Source organism: Catellatospora methionotrophica, assembly GCF_011297335.1.
In the GTDB taxonomy this organism is placed as follows: Bacteria; Actinomycetota; Actinomycetes; order Mycobacteriales; family Micromonosporaceae; genus Catellatospora; species Catellatospora methionotrophica.
This window is the reverse complement of the sequence record NZ_JAAOTJ010000010.1, coordinates 217,997-232,754: the sequence shown is the minus strand read 5'-3', so window position 1 is coordinate 232,754 and position 14,758 is coordinate 217,997. Positions and strand designations below refer to the sequence as shown.

The 14,758-nt window shown below is 73.0% G+C and carries 16 protein-coding genes; 1 reads left to right on the top strand and 15 read right to left on the bottom strand.

Translation table 11 applies throughout. The annotated features are described in order from the left end of the window. Nucleotides 1-4: 4 nt before the first annotated feature. Nucleotides 5-1,903 carry an adenylyl cyclase gene (locus tag HAV40_RS22925; RefSeq protein WP_166384533.1) on the bottom strand — a complete coding sequence of 633 codons (1,899 nt, stop codon included), beginning with the start codon at nucleotides 1,901-1,903 and terminating at the stop codon, nucleotides 5-7. A gap of 417 nt (nucleotides 1,904-2,320) precedes the next feature. Between HAV40_RS22925 and HAV40_RS22920 the strand changes: the two genes are divergently transcribed. Then, nucleotides 2,321-2,692, top strand: coding sequence for a hypothetical protein (locus HAV40_RS22920; RefSeq protein ID WP_166384531.1), 372 nt, complete (start codon nucleotides 2,321-2,323; stop codon nucleotides 2,690-2,692). A gap of 20 nt (nucleotides 2,693-2,712) precedes the next feature. Here the strand turns inward: HAV40_RS22920 and HAV40_RS38945 are convergent, their stop codons facing one another. The 14 genes from HAV40_RS38945 to HAV40_RS22850 form a co-directional block, all read right to left on the bottom strand. Continuing rightward, nucleotides 2,713-3,330 carry an SRPBCC family protein gene (locus HAV40_RS38945; protein WP_166384529.1) on the bottom strand — a complete coding sequence of 206 codons (618 nt, stop codon included), beginning with the start codon at nucleotides 3,328-3,330 and terminating at the stop codon, nucleotides 2,713-2,715. Between the two features lie 299 nt (nucleotides 3,331-3,629). After that, nucleotides 3,630-3,956: a hypothetical protein gene (locus HAV40_RS22910; RefSeq protein WP_166384527.1), complete on the bottom strand. Its 327-nt coding sequence runs from the start codon at nucleotides 3,954-3,956 to the stop codon at nucleotides 3,630-3,632. Nucleotides 3,957-4,047: 91 nt separating this feature from the next. Continuing rightward, complete coding sequence (locus HAV40_RS22905) at nucleotides 4,048-4,449, bottom strand: helix-turn-helix domain-containing protein (RefSeq protein ID WP_166384525.1); 402 nt, start codon at nucleotides 4,447-4,449, stop codon at nucleotides 4,048-4,050. 78 nt (nucleotides 4,450-4,527) lie between these two features. Then, nucleotides 4,528-5,151 carry a DivIVA domain-containing protein gene (locus HAV40_RS22900; RefSeq protein WP_166384523.1) on the bottom strand — a complete coding sequence of 208 codons (624 nt, stop codon included), beginning with the start codon at nucleotides 5,149-5,151 and terminating at the stop codon, nucleotides 4,528-4,530. Between the two features lie 18 nt (nucleotides 5,152-5,169). Further along, complete coding sequence (locus HAV40_RS22895; protein WP_166384521.1) at nucleotides 5,170-6,330, bottom strand: globin domain-containing protein; 1,161 nt, start codon at nucleotides 6,328-6,330, stop codon at nucleotides 5,170-5,172. 2 nt (nucleotides 6,331-6,332) lie between these two features. Continuing rightward, on the bottom strand, nucleotides 6,333-6,731 hold the full coding sequence (locus HAV40_RS22890; protein ID WP_166384519.1) for a group I truncated hemoglobin: 399 nt from the start codon (nucleotides 6,729-6,731) through the stop codon (nucleotides 6,333-6,335). A gap of 278 nt (nucleotides 6,732-7,009) precedes the next feature. Further along, nucleotides 7,010-8,629 (bottom strand): hypothetical protein, encoded by a 1,620-nt coding sequence (locus HAV40_RS22885; protein WP_166384517.1) that lies wholly within the window; start codon nucleotides 8,627-8,629, stop codon nucleotides 7,010-7,012. Between the two features lie 81 nt (nucleotides 8,630-8,710). Next, on the bottom strand, nucleotides 8,711-9,094 hold the full coding sequence (locus tag HAV40_RS22880; RefSeq protein WP_166384515.1) for a VOC family protein: 384 nt from the start codon (nucleotides 9,092-9,094) through the stop codon (nucleotides 8,711-8,713). Nucleotides 9,095-9,140: 46 nt separating this feature from the next. Further along, on the bottom strand, nucleotides 9,141-10,064 hold the full coding sequence (locus HAV40_RS22875) for a hypothetical protein (RefSeq protein WP_166384513.1): 924 nt from the start codon (nucleotides 10,062-10,064) through the stop codon (nucleotides 9,141-9,143). Nucleotides 10,065-10,084: 20 nt separating this feature from the next. Further along, nucleotides 10,085-11,932 (bottom strand): ABC transporter ATP-binding protein, encoded by a 1,848-nt coding sequence (locus tag HAV40_RS22870; RefSeq protein ID WP_409365023.1) that lies wholly within the window; start codon nucleotides 11,930-11,932, stop codon nucleotides 10,085-10,087. A gap of 144 nt (nucleotides 11,933-12,076) precedes the next feature. Next, nucleotides 12,077-12,892, bottom strand: a complete 816-nt coding sequence (locus HAV40_RS22865; RefSeq protein ID WP_166384511.1) for an AAC(3) family N-acetyltransferase — start codon at nucleotides 12,890-12,892, stop codon at nucleotides 12,077-12,079. Between the two features lie 51 nt (nucleotides 12,893-12,943). After that, a complete protein-coding gene (locus HAV40_RS38940; RefSeq protein ID WP_166384509.1) occupies nucleotides 12,944-13,405 on the bottom strand; it encodes a GNAT family N-acetyltransferase in 462 nt (153 codons plus the stop codon). Continuing rightward, complete coding sequence (locus HAV40_RS22855; protein WP_166384507.1) at nucleotides 13,402-13,935, bottom strand: GNAT family N-acetyltransferase; 534 nt, start codon at nucleotides 13,933-13,935, stop codon at nucleotides 13,402-13,404. Before HAV40_RS22855 ends, HAV40_RS38940 begins: the two co-directional genes overlap by 4 nt. Before the next feature lie 88 nt (nucleotides 13,936-14,023). Then, on the bottom strand, nucleotides 14,024-14,740 hold the full coding sequence (locus HAV40_RS22850) for a GNAT family N-acetyltransferase (protein ID WP_203672204.1): 717 nt from the start codon (nucleotides 14,738-14,740) through the stop codon (nucleotides 14,024-14,026). Nucleotides 14,741-14,758: the final 18 nt, after the last annotated feature.

The following is a 14,758-nucleotide window of genomic DNA, read 5'->3' as shown; positions in this document are numbered from 1 at the left end:
GGTGTTACGGAGCCGGGTACTGGTTGACGTACACCGGCGAGCCGATGCGCGTCGTGTCGGCCGGGTCGCCGAGACCGTTGACCACGTGGTCGATGATGCCGGCGCTGAGGTTGACCGTCATGACGTGGTGCAGCTGCACACCGGGCCGGTTCGGCACCTCGAAGCCGTTCTCGGTGTGGATGGACGGGTTGTTCTGGTTGAACACGTACACGCCGCCGCCGTAGAGGGTGTGGGTGCGCACGTGGTCGCCTACCTTGTAACCCGCATAGCCTTCGACGTCGCCGTTCATCCAGTCGGCCTGCGTCGGCGGGTCGTAGGGCAGCTCGTTCTGGTACAGGATGGTGCGGCCGCGCTCGCCGTTCCAGACGGTGTTGTACTTCTGGAAGTGCTCGACGAACAGCCCGTTGGCGTTGACGTCGTCACCGTTGATGACAGCGCCGTACCGGCCGGTGTTGGTGTTCCACCGCTCGGTGTCGGTGAAGCCCTCCACGCCGTGGTCGCCGCGCCACACCCAGGTGTGGTCGATGAGCACGTTGTTGCTGTTGACCTGCAGCGCGGTGTCGGTCTTGCCGATGTGCGGGCCGCCGACGCGGAAGTACACGTCCGACAGGGTGGTCGGGTTGTTCGGGTTCGACCAGCGCAGCAGGTTGAACTTGCGGCCGACGCGCAGCAGCACCGGCGACTCCTTCAGGCCGGCGTCGATGGTGACGCCCGCGATGATGACGCCGGGCACGTCGGCGACGTCGAGCGGCACCGACCCGTTGACGGCGGTCAGCGTCGCCTGGCCCAGGCCCAGCACCACGGTGTCGGGGCGCCAGACCTCGATGCTGCGGGCGATGTCGTACACGCCCGGCGTCAGCAGCAGGTGCTTGCCGAGCGCGAGCGCGACGTTGATCTTCGTGACCGAGTCGCCCGGCTTGGCGACGTAGAAGTCGCTCAGCGGCACGGTGCGGCCCGGGGTCATCCCGTCGGCCCAGGAGACGCCGCTGGTGTCGAACCGCGCCGACGGCACGCGCACCTGGTACTTACCCTGCGCGTCCACGAACAGGTACGGCTTCTCCCGGCTGACCGGGGTGGTGGCCAGCGTGGTGTACGGCGGGTTCGGGAACGCCTCGTCGGTCGGGGCGCCGACCACACCGCTGAACACCTGGTTCCACACGCCGTTGGACCAGCCGTCGACCTGGCTGTTACGGGTCAGCCACTGCTGCTGCGACCCGCTGACCACGAACGGCAGCTTCGAGTCGGCGATGAAACCGCCACTGGCGTACTGCGGACCGGCGGTGCAGTAGTCCATCAGCGACAGGTTCGCCCCGGTGATGTTGAGCCGGCGCATGGAGACCGCCTGCGACACCCCCCAGAAGTTCGCCGAGCCGCGGCAGCCGTCCTGCCCCGCCGAGTTGACGTTGATCGTCAGGTTGGACAGGGTCCGCCAGAAGTTGACCAGCGCGAGGCAGTTGCTGGTGCCGCCGTCGGCCAGGCAGCGGTTGTAGACCTCGACCTTGCCGTTGATCACCACGTCGGTCGGCGACGCGCCGAGACCGGCGATCTCGGTGTAGTAGCCCACCTTCACCTGCAGCGGCTGCTCGGCGGTGCCGTAGGTGCCCGGCTTGAACAGGAACGCGTACCGGTTGGGGGCCATCTCCGCGTCGACCTGTGCCGTGTGCACCGCGTCCAGGGTCGCCTGGATCTGGCTGACCGGCATGCTCGGGTCGAAGACGGTGACGTTCGCGCCGAAGTTCGGCGCGGCCGCGGACGGTGCGGTCGCCGCGGCGGCGGGGCCGGTGGAGCCGACGACCACCACTGCGGCGGCGAGTGCCGCCGTCAGACCGAACGACACCTTCCGGCGTACGGCGCGGCGGCCCGGGGACGGTGCCGTGCCGACACCGCCGGGACTCGTGCTCATCATGGAGTGCAGGTCCTCTCTGCTGGGACTGGGACCGCACGGTGACAGCGCTCTCCGCCTATGCGAGGTAGGCGTGACAAGGAAAGTGCGATGTCAGAGAGAGCGCTCTCCGGACGGATCCTCTGGAGCGTAGCGGAGCGGACTCGTTCTGGAAATCTCCGTTGTGGACACCGATACATCGATCCCGGTTTGCTCGGAACAGCAGCCTTGGTCGCACCTCGCCCCGCTTAGCACCGACCATCCACCCCGTGACCCGCCCCACCCACCACCCCCACCATAGACGCTGGCCTATCTAGATGAATTTAATCTTCAAAAAGTCATCTAGATAGGCCAGCGTCTATTGCGATTCGGGCGGGGCGAGCGGGACCGACTGCCGGATGTCAGCATGACCCGGTGACAGTGTGGGAGGAACTCACGTTGGAGCAAGTGGCCGTCATGCACGTCGCCGCCGAGGAGGGCGAGCTGCGCCACGTGATCGGCGAGTGGGACCTGCTCGCCAACCGGCTGCCCGTCGGCCGCGGGCACCAGCCTTCGACACTGACGTACGGCGATCGGCTCGCTCTCGTGCCGCGCTTCGCCGACATCGTCGCCGACGTGGTCGAGCGCGGCTGGATCGCGGTACGCGAGCCGTACTACCGCGACGGCTGGCAGTGCGGCGATCCGATGACCCCGGCGGCGCTGCGCGCCCTGCGGGACCCCCAGGTCTGGGTGCTAGCCGATGCGGGCCCTACCCGCCTGATCTGGCTGGAAGCCACCGACTACTGGCTCGACCTGTCCCGAAGGCCTTGACCGGCGTGAACGGTGAAGCGTCAGAGGTCGGGGGCGAAGTGGGTGGCGGCGGCGGTCACGGAGGCGTTGATCTCGTCCTCGGTGGCGGTGCCGGAGGCGCGGATGGCATCGGCCCAGGCCTGGATCGAGCGGCGGGAGAACTCCTGGCCGGGCAGGGAGTTCTGGTCGGCGAGGGGGTCTTCGGTGGTGTCGCCGGCAAGGTGGCGGGCGAGCATGAGCAGGCCCTGGTCCCAACCGGGGCCGACGTAGAGGGCGCCCGCGCCGCTGCCCGCCATCGCGACCGGCACGGTGTGCTCGACCTCCAGGTCGGTGGCGTCCGCGCCGGACGCGGCCAGGCGCACCTCGACGATGCTGGTGGGGCCGCCGTAGGTCATGCGCAGCAGCTTCGGCGGGCGGCACTGGAGGATCTCGCCGGAGGCCATGTTCTCCACCTGGAAGCTGCCGCCCTCGCGGAAGTCGCCGCTGACGGGCGCGAACCAGCGCGGCAGGCGGTCGGGGTTGGTGATCGCGTCCCAGACGTCGGCGGCGTCAGCCTGGTAGGTGCGCCTGACCAGCACGGCAACGGTCTCGCCGGAGTCGCCGCCGCGCCGGGCGACCTCGCGCCGGATCGCCTCAAGCTGCTCGGTGATGTCCTGCATCGGGTTTCTCCTCGTCGGATCGTTCACTCGGGCGGCGTTCGCGGCGGCCCCGGGCGAGTTCGGTGCCCAGCGTGTCCAGGCGCTGGTTCCAGAACCGGCGGAAGTGGTCCAGCCAGCTGTCCACTTCCCGCAAACCGGTCGCGTCAACCGCGTACCGCCGCCGGGTGCCCTTCAACCATGGTATTCACGTCGCCGGCAGGTGGAGCATTCCATCGGTCAGCGCGGCCGTGCGGTCGGTGCCGTCAGCAAGGGCGGTGACGACCACGGCTGCCGCGCCGGTGCGTTCCCGGTCGCGGGCGCTAGGCGCAGCCGCCGGGCAGGGTCGCCAGGTAGTTCATCCCCACACCGGCCAGCGCCGCGAACGGCACCAGGCTCAGCGCCCAGCCCGCCAGCACGGCCCACCGCCTGCCGTCCGTACGGCGCAGCGCACCGGCCAGCAGGATGCCGCCCAGCAGCAGGTCGAGCAGCACCGCCAGCGCCCAGCCCGCGGCCAGGCCGTCGGCCCTGTCGCAGCCCTCCAGCCGCAGTAGCGAGAGCGTCCCGTAGACGAGCAGCGCGAGCACGTGTACGCCCGCGCCGATCGTCAGGTTCGCCGTCAGCCCCAGCGGGACGGAGGGCCGGCGCACCGTGTGATCCGCCACGTGACCGCCTCAATCACTGCCGTCGCGCCGGTGGTCCGGCGCGGGCCCAGTGTCCCACCAGGAGGTTACCGTTCGTTTACTGGTCGTCGCCGATGCCCTCCATCACGCGCAGCCGCTCGACGACCTCGGCCGCGAGGTCCAGGCTCGCCGGGGACAGGCCGGTCATCCGGTGCAGCAGGCGGCGCACCTTGGTGTCGCGCAGCGCGCCGAGCAGTTCCAGCTCCCGGTCGACGAGCGCGGCCCGCTCGGGGTCGAGGAAGTAGGCCACGTCCACGCCGAAGTACGCGGCGATCCGGCCGACCAGCTCGTGACCCGGATTGGTGCGCTTGCCGGTGCGCAGCATGCCGATGTACTGCGCGGACACGTCGACGGCGCGCGCGACCATCTCGTCGGTGTGGCGTACGCCGCCGGGCTGGATCGCGTCCAGCAGCCGGTTGTAGCGCTGGGCGAACAGGGGCAGCACAGGTCGCGCGCGCATCTGGACATCATCTGACGGGCAGGCCGGGCCGGTCATGTTCACTCCATTTTGGACACGACGACAGCGGCGGTGTGTCGCTCAGTCGGGTGACGGCGTCAGGTGCTGGAGCTGGTGCGCGAACGCCATGATCACCGCGTCGAACTGGGCCTCGATCGCGGGCAGGTTCGACCGGGCCGCCTCCAGCGAGCGCAGGCAGGTCGCCAGCATGGCCACGTCGCGTGCCTGGCGTTCCAGGTCGGGGCTGTACGCGCCCCCGGCCGACGCACGGTAGCTGGCCGCGGCCCGGTCCGCGTCGCGGCGGGCGGCGTCCAGGATGTGGGTGGCCTGCTTCTCCGCGCTCTCCACGATCAGGCGGCTCTGCTGCTGCGCGGCGGCGATCACGGTGTCGGCCTGAGCCTGGGCGCGGGCGGTCAGGGTGACCGCCTCGGCGGCGACCTGCCGGGCCCGTACCGCCGGGTCGACGGGCTGCAGCCGGTCGCCGAGCCGCTTGACCCGGTCCAGTTCGGCCTGCTGGGCGACGATGTAGGCGTTGAGCGCGTCGACGTCCTCGGCCAGGGTGCGCCGCAGCCGGTCGACGGCCTCCTTGTCGTAGCCGCGCCGCCGTCCACTGGCGTCGGGCAGGTGGTGGCGGACGATCGACTCGGGCGTGTGCGGCACCCGCTTGCGCAGGTCCGGCTGCTCGTACGCGCTGACTGTGGTCACTGCTCCCCCTGTGTCAGGTCATCGGGCCGCGGCGGTGCTCGCCGCGGGCGCCGGGGACGGCAGGTAGGTCCCGCCGTCGTTGTCCTCCAGATGGATCTGCGCGACGGGCACTCCCGCCGCGGCGAGCGCGCCGCGGGCCTGCCCGACCAGGGCGGGCGGGCCGCACACGTACACCTCGCGCTCGGGCAACCGGAAGGTGCGCAGCGCCGCGCCGAGCACGTCGTCGCCGCCGCGCTCCTCCGGTGTCACGGCGAGCACGCTCAGCCAGCGGTGCGCGGCCTCCAGGCCGCGCAGGGTCGGCAGGTCGTAGAGGTCGCCGACGTTTCGCGCGCCCGCGAACAGCTGCACGGACCGGGGCGGCACGCCCGCGGCGGTCTCGACCTCGACCTGCTCGACCAGGGCCCGCAGCGGGGCCAGTCCGGTGCCGGCGGCGATCAGCAGCAGGTCGCGCCCGCCGCCCGGGGTGAGGGTGAGCCGCCTGCCGACCGGCGCGCCCAGCCGCACCTGGTCGCCCTCGCGCAGCTGGTGGACCAGGGCGGGGCTGAGTTCGCCGCCGGGCTGGGCGCGGACGTGGAATTCGATGGTGCCGTCGGCGCGCGGGGTGTTGGCCGGGGACAGGAAGCGCCAGACCCGTGGCCGCAGCGGGCATTCGACGCTCACCGACTGTCCGGGACGGTAGGTCAGCGGCATGTCGGGGCGCACGGTGAACACCGCCAGGTTCGGGCCGCGGCGTTCGTGTTCGAGCACCTCCGCGGTCCACCAGGCGGGCTGGCTGCGGGCGGCGTGCTCGGCCGCCCGCAGCATGGTGCCCGACACGAGGTCGTACGCCGCCGACCACGACGCGGCCAGGTCGTCGGTCCACTCGTCGCCCAGGAAGTGCTCCAGGGTGGCGAGCAGGGCCTGCCCGACCTGTGTGTAGTGCGCCGCGACCACCGAGAACCGGCGGTGGTCGCGGCCCAGGCCCTCGATGTAGGGCGTGGCCTGGTCGAGCCGGTCGACGTGCGACACGACGTGCCCGAGCGCCTGCAGCAGCCGGTCCCGCTGGCCGGCCATGGACACCGGGAACAGGTCGCGCAGCTCGGGATACGCCACGAACAGGAAGGCGTAGAAGTGCTGGGCGGCTCGGTCGCCGTGCGCGGTCACGACGGCGAAGCTGCGCTGCAGGCGGTGGGCGTCCATCCTCAGGCCGCCGCCGGTGCGGCGACGATCAGGGGCTGCACACTGGCCAGCACCTGTCCCACCTGGAGGATGACGTCCATCGGGGCGTGCAGTTCGAACAGCACTCCGGCGGCGTACTGTGCGACGCGCTCGTAGTGCGCCACGCTGATGTTCAGCCGGGCGTGCGCGGGGCCGAGGTTCTCCACCGGGTAGCCGGTGGGGCCGCCGAGCACGTGGGTGAGCAGCATGACCATGTGGCCCTTGAGTTTGGGCAGGTCGATCCCGTCGAAGTAGTCGGCGAGCTGCTCGTCGGCGAGCAGGTAGGTGTAGAGCCGGTCAACCGCCTCGCGCACCGACGGCGCGCCGCCGATGAGGTCGTATGCGCTGCTGACCGTGGTGGTCGCTCCGGGACTGTCTGACATGTCGCGCCTCCGTCATCGCAGTGGTGAGCAACGCGGAGCCGGCGGTCGCCCGGTCCGGGCCCGCACCCGGTTCGGGACGTGGTGGAGCACACCGGCACAACCAGCGGTTTGCCCGAAGGCCGCCAATCAAACCACTGGTTATCCGCGCACTAGCAGGATATATAGATGCATCACTTTGGTGTCAACCAGTAGTCGACAAATACACGGTGTGTGTTTTAGAACACACGTTCGAACGCCGTCCACATCGGATGTTACCGGTCGGGCGGGCCGTGTGCGCCTCAGCCCGCGCTGGTGGCCGTGAACTGCGCGGTGAGGGATCCGGCGATGCCGTCGGCCACCCGCGTGCCACGGACCGACAGCGCCAGGTCACCCGACAGCGTCGCGCAGTCACCGGCCCGCGGCGTGAACCGCCCCTCGACCGCCAGCTTCGCCGTCGTGACCGGACGGTCGCCGACGGCCCACTCCAGGGTGCCCCCGGTGTGGGCGAACGTCGCGGCGGCCGGGCCGCCCGCCGGTCGGGCCGTGCCGTCCAGCGTCGCCGTGACCCGGCCGCCGGACAGCTCGACGACCTGACCCACCTCGCCGTCGATCACGTTGCCGCCCGAGACGACCAGGCGGAAGGTGACCTGGCCGCCGACCGGCCGCACCGTCGCGCCGCCCACCCGCACCGCGCCCGACACCGTCGCGGTGCCGCTCCACTCGCCGTCGGTGAACGTCGCGCAGTCCTCCCTGCCGTGCCAGGCGACGGTCACCGGAAGCCGCCCCACGGTCCGCGGCATCGGCGCGAGGAAGTCGGCCAGCGCTTCCGGCGCGCCGGAGAAGGCCGCCCGGAACAGCCGCAGGTTGTCCGTCGGCACGGCCTGCAGCACCCCGGTCACCGCCCGCTCGGGATCGGCCGGCGCGCCCGGATCGGCCGTCGCCCGCATCCGCAGCGTCGCCCGGCCCGCCGCGTCGGTCACCACGCGCCGCGGTGCGAATCCGCCGTCGCCCAGCTCCACGTGCCCGGCCAGCTGCGCGGGCGGCAACCAGGCCAGGTCCACCACGCCGGGGGCGGCGTCCGCCGTCAGCAGCGGCCGCGCCCCGAACTTCGGCGCGCCCTGGACCACGTCCACGGTGGCGACCACGTCCACGGCGTCACCGGGCCCGCCCGGACCCTGGGTCAGGCGCGCGGTCTGCGGCGACAGCCTGATCCGCACGTCCTGCCAGGACAACAACGCCTGGGCGTACGCCGTCGCGGGCGCACTGCCCAGGGACAGCTCCCGGCCACCGGCGGCGTACGCCAGCCCCCACCCGGCCGTGTCCGGCGCGGGCCGCTGCCCGGAGCCCATCGGCGCGCGCGCGGGCACCCGCGCCCCCGCGTCCGGGATCACGAACGCGTCCAGCAGCATCAGCCACTCCGACAGCGCGTCCACCGACGGCCCGAGCTCGCCGTCGCCGGAGAAGTCCACCTTGCGGGCCTGCAGCAGCCGCACCAGCCACCACGTCCGCCCCTGCCAGTACGCCGTCCGGTACAGCTCCAGCAGCGCGGCTGGCTCCCGCCGCACGCCCAGCGCCGACAGCCGCCCGGTGAACGCCAGCATCGGCTCACGGGCCGTGCCCGCCATCTCGGCCAGCGTCTCGACCTGCGAGTCCAGCACGTACACCCCGTCGGCGCCCGGCCGGACCCCGGCGAGCACCTGCTCCCCCGTCGGCGTGTAGACCGCGACGCCCAGGTTGGCCAGCAGCGACCAGGCACCGCGGCGGCGCTGCGCCGGATCGGGCGAGGCCAGTGCGGCGGCGGTCTGCTCGGGTGACAGCGCGACCTGCGCGCCGTCGCCCCGGCTGCCGCCGCCCGTACACGCGGCCAGCGGCAACAGCAGCGCGAGGACGAGCCCGCCCACGATCGAACGCCGGGCCATGCGCTTCCCCCGTCTGCCGCACGCGGACACGTCCTGGGCCGTCACCGTAGTGGCCCGCGCCGGGGCCGCGCCAGGGGTCGGTCAGTCCTCTTCGAGCACGGACAGGATGTTGCCCGCCGGGTCCCGGAACCAGGCGATCCGCGGGCCGGTGTCCGCATCGGACACACCGGTGCCGTCGGTCTTCAGGTCGGCGGTGTCGTACTGCTCGAACGCGACGCCGCGTTCCCGCAGCTCCCCCATCGCGGCCTCCAGGTGCGTCACCGGGAAGTTCAGGATGGTGTACGTCGCGGGCTCGTGATCGGGCTTCGGATAGATCAGCACCTGGCCGCCCCCGGCCAGCTCCAGCCGCAGCATGCCGCCCCCGACGTCGGTGACCTCCAGACCCAGCGTCTCGCCGTAGAACCGCCTGGCCCGGTCGGTGTCGTCGACCGAGAACCCCGAGAACGCTCGCGTCCTGCCGAACATCGTCCGCTCCTCCTGCTGTGTCGCACCGGCCCCGGCGGGGCCGCCGTCAAACCTCGGCGGTCCGGGCGTCGATCGCCGCCTGCGCCTTCGCGGTGCGGCGTACGGCCGCGGCCAGCGCGCGTTCCGCCGCCGTACGGGCCGCCCGCCGCCCGTTCGCCTCCTGCCGCAGCAGCGCCCGCCGCTCCTCCAGCGCCGCCATCGCGTCCCTGAGCTGGGTCAGCTCGTCCTCAGCCGACGCCTCGGCGGCCCGTGCCCGGTCGGCCTCGGCACGCGCCCCCTGCTCGGCCTCACGCGCCGCCGCCAGCTCCCGCCGCATCCCGACCGGCACCGTCGGCGTGGCCGGACGGGGCGGCGGCGCCGGGCGGGACGGTGGTGTCGGCGCGGGCCGGCGTGCGGGCGCGGCCCTGCGCGCGGGTGCACGTGCTGCCCGGTCGCGGGTGCTCACGGACGGTTCATTGTCGTCGGGTTCGTCGCCGGGCGGCGGCGGCGCGCCGAAGCCGGTGTACGACACGGCTTTGACGACCGTGCCTGCCCGGACCTGTGCGGCCACCTCGTCGTCGGCCAGCGCCGCGGCGAGCGTCTGCTCGACCTCGGTCATCGGCAGCTTCGCCGGGCTCAGCGCCGGTTGCGCCCGCACCGCCAGGTCGGCGGCCTGGGCGGCCAGGGCAGACAGCAGCTCGCGCCGCTGCACGGTCAGCGTGCGCAGGTCAGCGCCGCGCAGCTGCCGCTGGGCGGCGCGCAGGGCGTCGGCCAGCGCGGTCAGCTCCGCGATGCGGTCCGGGGCGCGGTGGGCCAGCAGGTTGACCAGCCACGCGGCGACGGTCGGGCGACGCAGCCGCTTGATGGCGGTGGCCTGTGCCGCGTGACCGGCGGCGCGGGCCTCGGCGGCCGCCGCGTCCCGGGCGGCCGTGAACTCCTCGGGCAGGGCCGTGTACAGCTCGCGTACGGTCTCCTCCGGAACCTCGCCCACCTTGCCATGATATGAGCAGATCAGTCGGCGGCCAGGTAACCGTGGGCCTGGATCGTGAACAGCTCCGCGTACCGGCCGCCGGCCGCCATCAGCTCGTCGTGGCGGCCCGACTGCACCAGGCGGCCCTCGTGCAGCACGTGGATGGCGTCGGCGTGGCGGACGTTGGCCAGCCGGTGCGTGATCAGGATGGTGGTCCGCCGCCCCTGCCGGTCCCGGATCGCCTGGAACAGGGCGTCCTCGGCACGCGGGTCCAGGGCCGAGGACGGCTCGTCCATGATGAGCAGGTCCGCGTCGCGCAGGAAGCCGCGCGCGGCGGTGATGCGCTGCCATTGCCCGCCGGACAGGTCCTGCCCGTCGGCGAACGTACGGTCCAGCAGGGTGTCGTACCCGAACGGCAACTGCATGATCATGTCGTGGGCCACGGCGCGGCTCGCCGCCGCCTCGACCCGCTCGTGGGACACCGGCGCGCCCGCCTCGCCCAGGCGGATGTTCACCTCGGCGGTGAACGGCCACTTCCAGTAGTCCTGCGACACCACCGTGATCCGGGCGCGCAGCTGGTCGGCGTCCAGTTCGGCGAACGGCACGCCATTCCAGGACACGGTGCCTCCCGACGGCTCGCGCAGCGCGGCGATGATCGCGGCCAGGGTCGTCTTGCCGGAGCCGTTCTCGCCCACGAACGCCACCGTCTGACCCGCCCGCACCACCAGCGACACTCCGTCGACCGCGGGGGCCGCCCGGTCGGGATAGCTCAGGCTGACCGCCTCGACCCGCAGCTCCTCCAGCTCCGCCGCGGGCAGGGTGCCGTCCGTGGCGGGCACGTGCGCCCTGGCCCGCGCCATGAACCCGGTGTAGTCGTCGAAGTGCCGCCCCTCCATGTACAGCGCGTCCACCTGGTAGGTCACCGTGGCCAGCGAGTGCCGGGCCGCCTGCAGGGCTATCACGGCGGTCGCCGCGGCCGCCAGCGGGATGGCGCCGTCCAGCAGCAGCCAGCCCAGCAACCCGTACACCGCGCCCCCCGCGACGCCGCCCGCCATCGCGCCGAGCGCGTTGGTCGTGGTGACCCGCCGCGCCAGGTCGAGCTGGATGCGCGTCTCGGTCTCCATGACCGTGTCGTACTGGCCGAGCAGGAAACCGCGCAGCCCGTACGCGCGCAGCTCAGCGGCGGTCAGCCGGTCGGCCATCAGCCGGTTGAGGATCCACATCCGCCGCCGCCGCACCGACCCGGCCAGATACGTCCGGTACTCCAGGTGCCCGGTCTTCAGCGCCGCCCACGCGTTGGGCACCGTGGCGACCAGCATCGCGCCCAGCAGCAGCGGATGCACCACGACCAGCGCCACCGCCACCGCGAGCACCCCGATCGTGCCCGCGGCCAGCGCCATCATCGCGTTGACCAGGCGGATCACCGAATCCATGCCGCGCGCGGCCCGCTCCATGTCGTCGGCGAACGCGTCCTCGTCGAACGCGTCCAGCCGCACCGCCGTCGTCGCCTCGAACAGCCGCCGCTGCACCTCCCGGTCCACCCGCGGCGTCAGCCCGTTGAGGGCGTACCCGGTGGCGATGCCCATGCCCGCGCGCACCGCCGCGGCCCCGGCCAGCACGACCAGCGCGGGCAGCGCCGTGGCGACCCGGTCGGGCGTCGGTGCGGCGGAGAACAGGCCGACCAGCACCTGCTGCGTGGCGAGCAGCCCCGCGGTCGACATCACCCCGGCCAGCACGGTGCAGGACAGCACGATCGCGGTGCGGGCCCGGTCGGCGCGCCAGGCGATGCGCAGCGCGGTGCCGACCAGGCGCGGCAGGGCCTGCGCGAGCGTGCGCAACCCGGCGTCGGCGCGGGCCCGCAGGCCCTCCTCCCACCACATCGTGCGCATCTTCGGCAGCACGGAGTCGACGGCGGACGTCGGTTCGGCGGCGGCCACGGTAGCGGTCACGGTGGCGGCTTCGGACGGTGCGGACACAGGCATTCCTCCCCTGAGCCGCCTCCCACCGGCGGCCTGGGGAAAAGTTATGCCCGATCAGGAATGATCGGTCGATTCGTTCACGTCGGTCCGGTGGGCGGCCATCCAGCCGGTCGCGAAGTCCACCAGGTCCCGCTGCCGGGCCAGGCGCGCCGTGGCCCCGCCGACCGGGCCGACCCGCATCGCGCCGGTGGCCTCGAAAGCGTCCCCGACCTGGGTGAAGTCGCTCTCGTCCGGGTCCACCTCGGTCCAGGTCACCCAGTGGCTGGTGCCGTCCGGCCGCCGCACCGACGAGCCGGTGCGGTGCGTCGGCGGCTCCTGCTGGCGGCACTCGGCCAGGTGCAGCGACGTGTTCGAGTCGTGCCCGCAGCCCAGCAGCAGCACCCTGCCGTCGAGCCGGTAGACCGCGCCCAGCGGCGAGCGCTCGCCGAGCGCGTCGTCGAGCGGGTGGTCGGCGACGATGTCGGCGGCGTGCGCGCCGAACGCGGCGAAGGAGACCTGCGGATGGCCGCTGCGTTTCGCGCCGGGCCAGGTGCGGACCGTCTCGGCGAGCACACCCATCCAGCGGCTGGGGGTGCACGCCGGGTCGAAGCCGGGGGCCTGCTCGCGGATCACCGGCCACCATGATTCGGGGACCGGCGGGTGCTGCCATACGGCCGGGTCGGTGTTGTCGGGGGTGTGGGTCGGCACGACCAGGGTGCCGCCGGGGCCGAGCACGTCGAGGAACGCCTGCACGACGGCCTGCGTGCCACCGGCGACGAACCCGACGTTCTTCATGGACGAGTGCAGCAGCACCACGTCACCGGGGGCCAGGCCGAGTCGGGTCAGATCGGCGGCGAGGGTGGCCGTGGTGTGCGGCGTGGTCTGCTCCATCGGCGCATCGTAGCCGCGTCCCTCGCCGCGCCCCGCATGGTTTTCGCGCGGTCAGGGGCTGTCCGGGCGGGCCGGTTTGCGCAGCATGAACACGTCGTACGCGTCCTCGGCCTCGACGGTGAAGCCGTGCCGCTCGTACAGCCGCCGGGCCGGGCTGCCCTGCAACACGATCAGCCGGACGGCGACGCCGTCGCGGTCGCACCGCGCCAGCAGGCCGGTGAGCACGGCCGTGCCGACGCCGCGGCCGTGCAGGTGCGGGGCCAGCAGGAAGTTCTCCAGCCAGTGGGCGTCCTCGGCCGGGCGCAGCGTCACGCAGCCCGCGAACGCGCCACCGACCTCGATCACCGACGTGTGCTCGGCCGCGAACTTGTCCCGCAGCCGCTGGCGCACCCGGTGCTCGTCGTAGCGCCCGATCCGTTCCAGGTCGGCCCGCAGCACCACGGCCCGCAGCTCCGCTACCGTCTCGACGTCCGCGGCCGAGGCCGGGCGGGTGGTCCAGCCTGCGGTGATCATCGGGCCGCCGCCGGGCGGAAGTTCTCCAGGCCCAGGATGTGCAGCTTCTTCGCCGGGTCGAGGCGGTACGGCACGATCTTCCCGGTCGCGGTGAACCCGATGCGGCGGTAGAAGGCCAGCGCGCGCTGGTTGTCCTCGTGTACGCCCAGGGTGAGCCACGCCGCGTCGGTGTTGTCGCGGGTCCACCTGATCCCCGCGTCCATCAGTCGGGCCGCGAGGCCCGCCTGCCCGCCACGATGCGCGGGCGCCACGTAGACGCCGTGCAGGCAGGAGGTCCCGGGGACGTCCGGCAGCGGCGCGCAGCCGGTCATGCCCACCCAGTGGCCGTCGACGGTGGCGGCGACGAACATCGCCGAGGTCGCCGACGTCGCGTTCAGCTCCGCCTGCTGCCGCCAGTCCTCGTCGGGCAGCGCGGCGGCGTCGGCGTACGTGACGCCGAAGGCCGTCGGGGAGTCACGCAGCGCCTCCAGGCGCAGTGCGCGCAGCTCACGCCACTCCCCCGGCGCGGTCCGGCGTACGACATAGGTCATGGATCTGCTCCCTGCGGGTCGGATTCGCATGATGCCACCCGCCCCGCGCGCCGGGACGCCGCTCGGCCGACCTTGTGCCGCAGCGCACTCAGGCGGGCGTGGACCGCTCCGAGCGCAGCTCGTTCTGCGGGCGGCCGCCGACGCCGACGATGTGCCAGCCGAGGTCTGGGAACCCGGCGCTGCGCGCGGTGCGGTCCGAGGCGGTGTTCTCCGGGTCGTGCAGGTAGATCGGCACCGCCCCCTGCGCGATGATCCAGCGCGCGGCCTGCGCGACCAGTGCGGTGGCCAGCCCGCGGCCTCGGTGCGCCTCCTCGGTGCCGACGGAGATCTCCATGCCCGCCGGGTTGTGCCGTTTCACGCCCACGCCCGCCGCGTACCGGCCCGCGCCGTCGAACGTGATCAGCACGTGACCGCCGAACGGGTGCAGCCACTCCGGCACGCGCGGATCCAGCGCGGGCACCCACTCACCGGCGTCGGGCAGCTCGGCGGGGCCGGTGGTCCACCGGAAGACCCCGCGGTAGGCGGTCGCGTCGGGCCGCCCGAGGGCGGCGGGCAGCCGGGCGGCCACGTCGTCCCAGGTGCGGACGGCGTCGCGTACCGCATCGGCGGTGTCCGGGGCGACCGACAGGACCCCGCCGCGCGGCGTGGACACCCCGACCACGTCGCGGACCTTGCCGTCCCAGCCGGGGAGCGTCCGGGCCGGGCTGCCGACCACGGTCAGCCCGTCCGCCTCGGTCCACCGCCCCAGGTACTCGACCAGGAAGTCGGTGAGGCGGGGGTCCGTGCAGATCTCGCGGCTGTCCACCGCCCGAAGAATACGTGC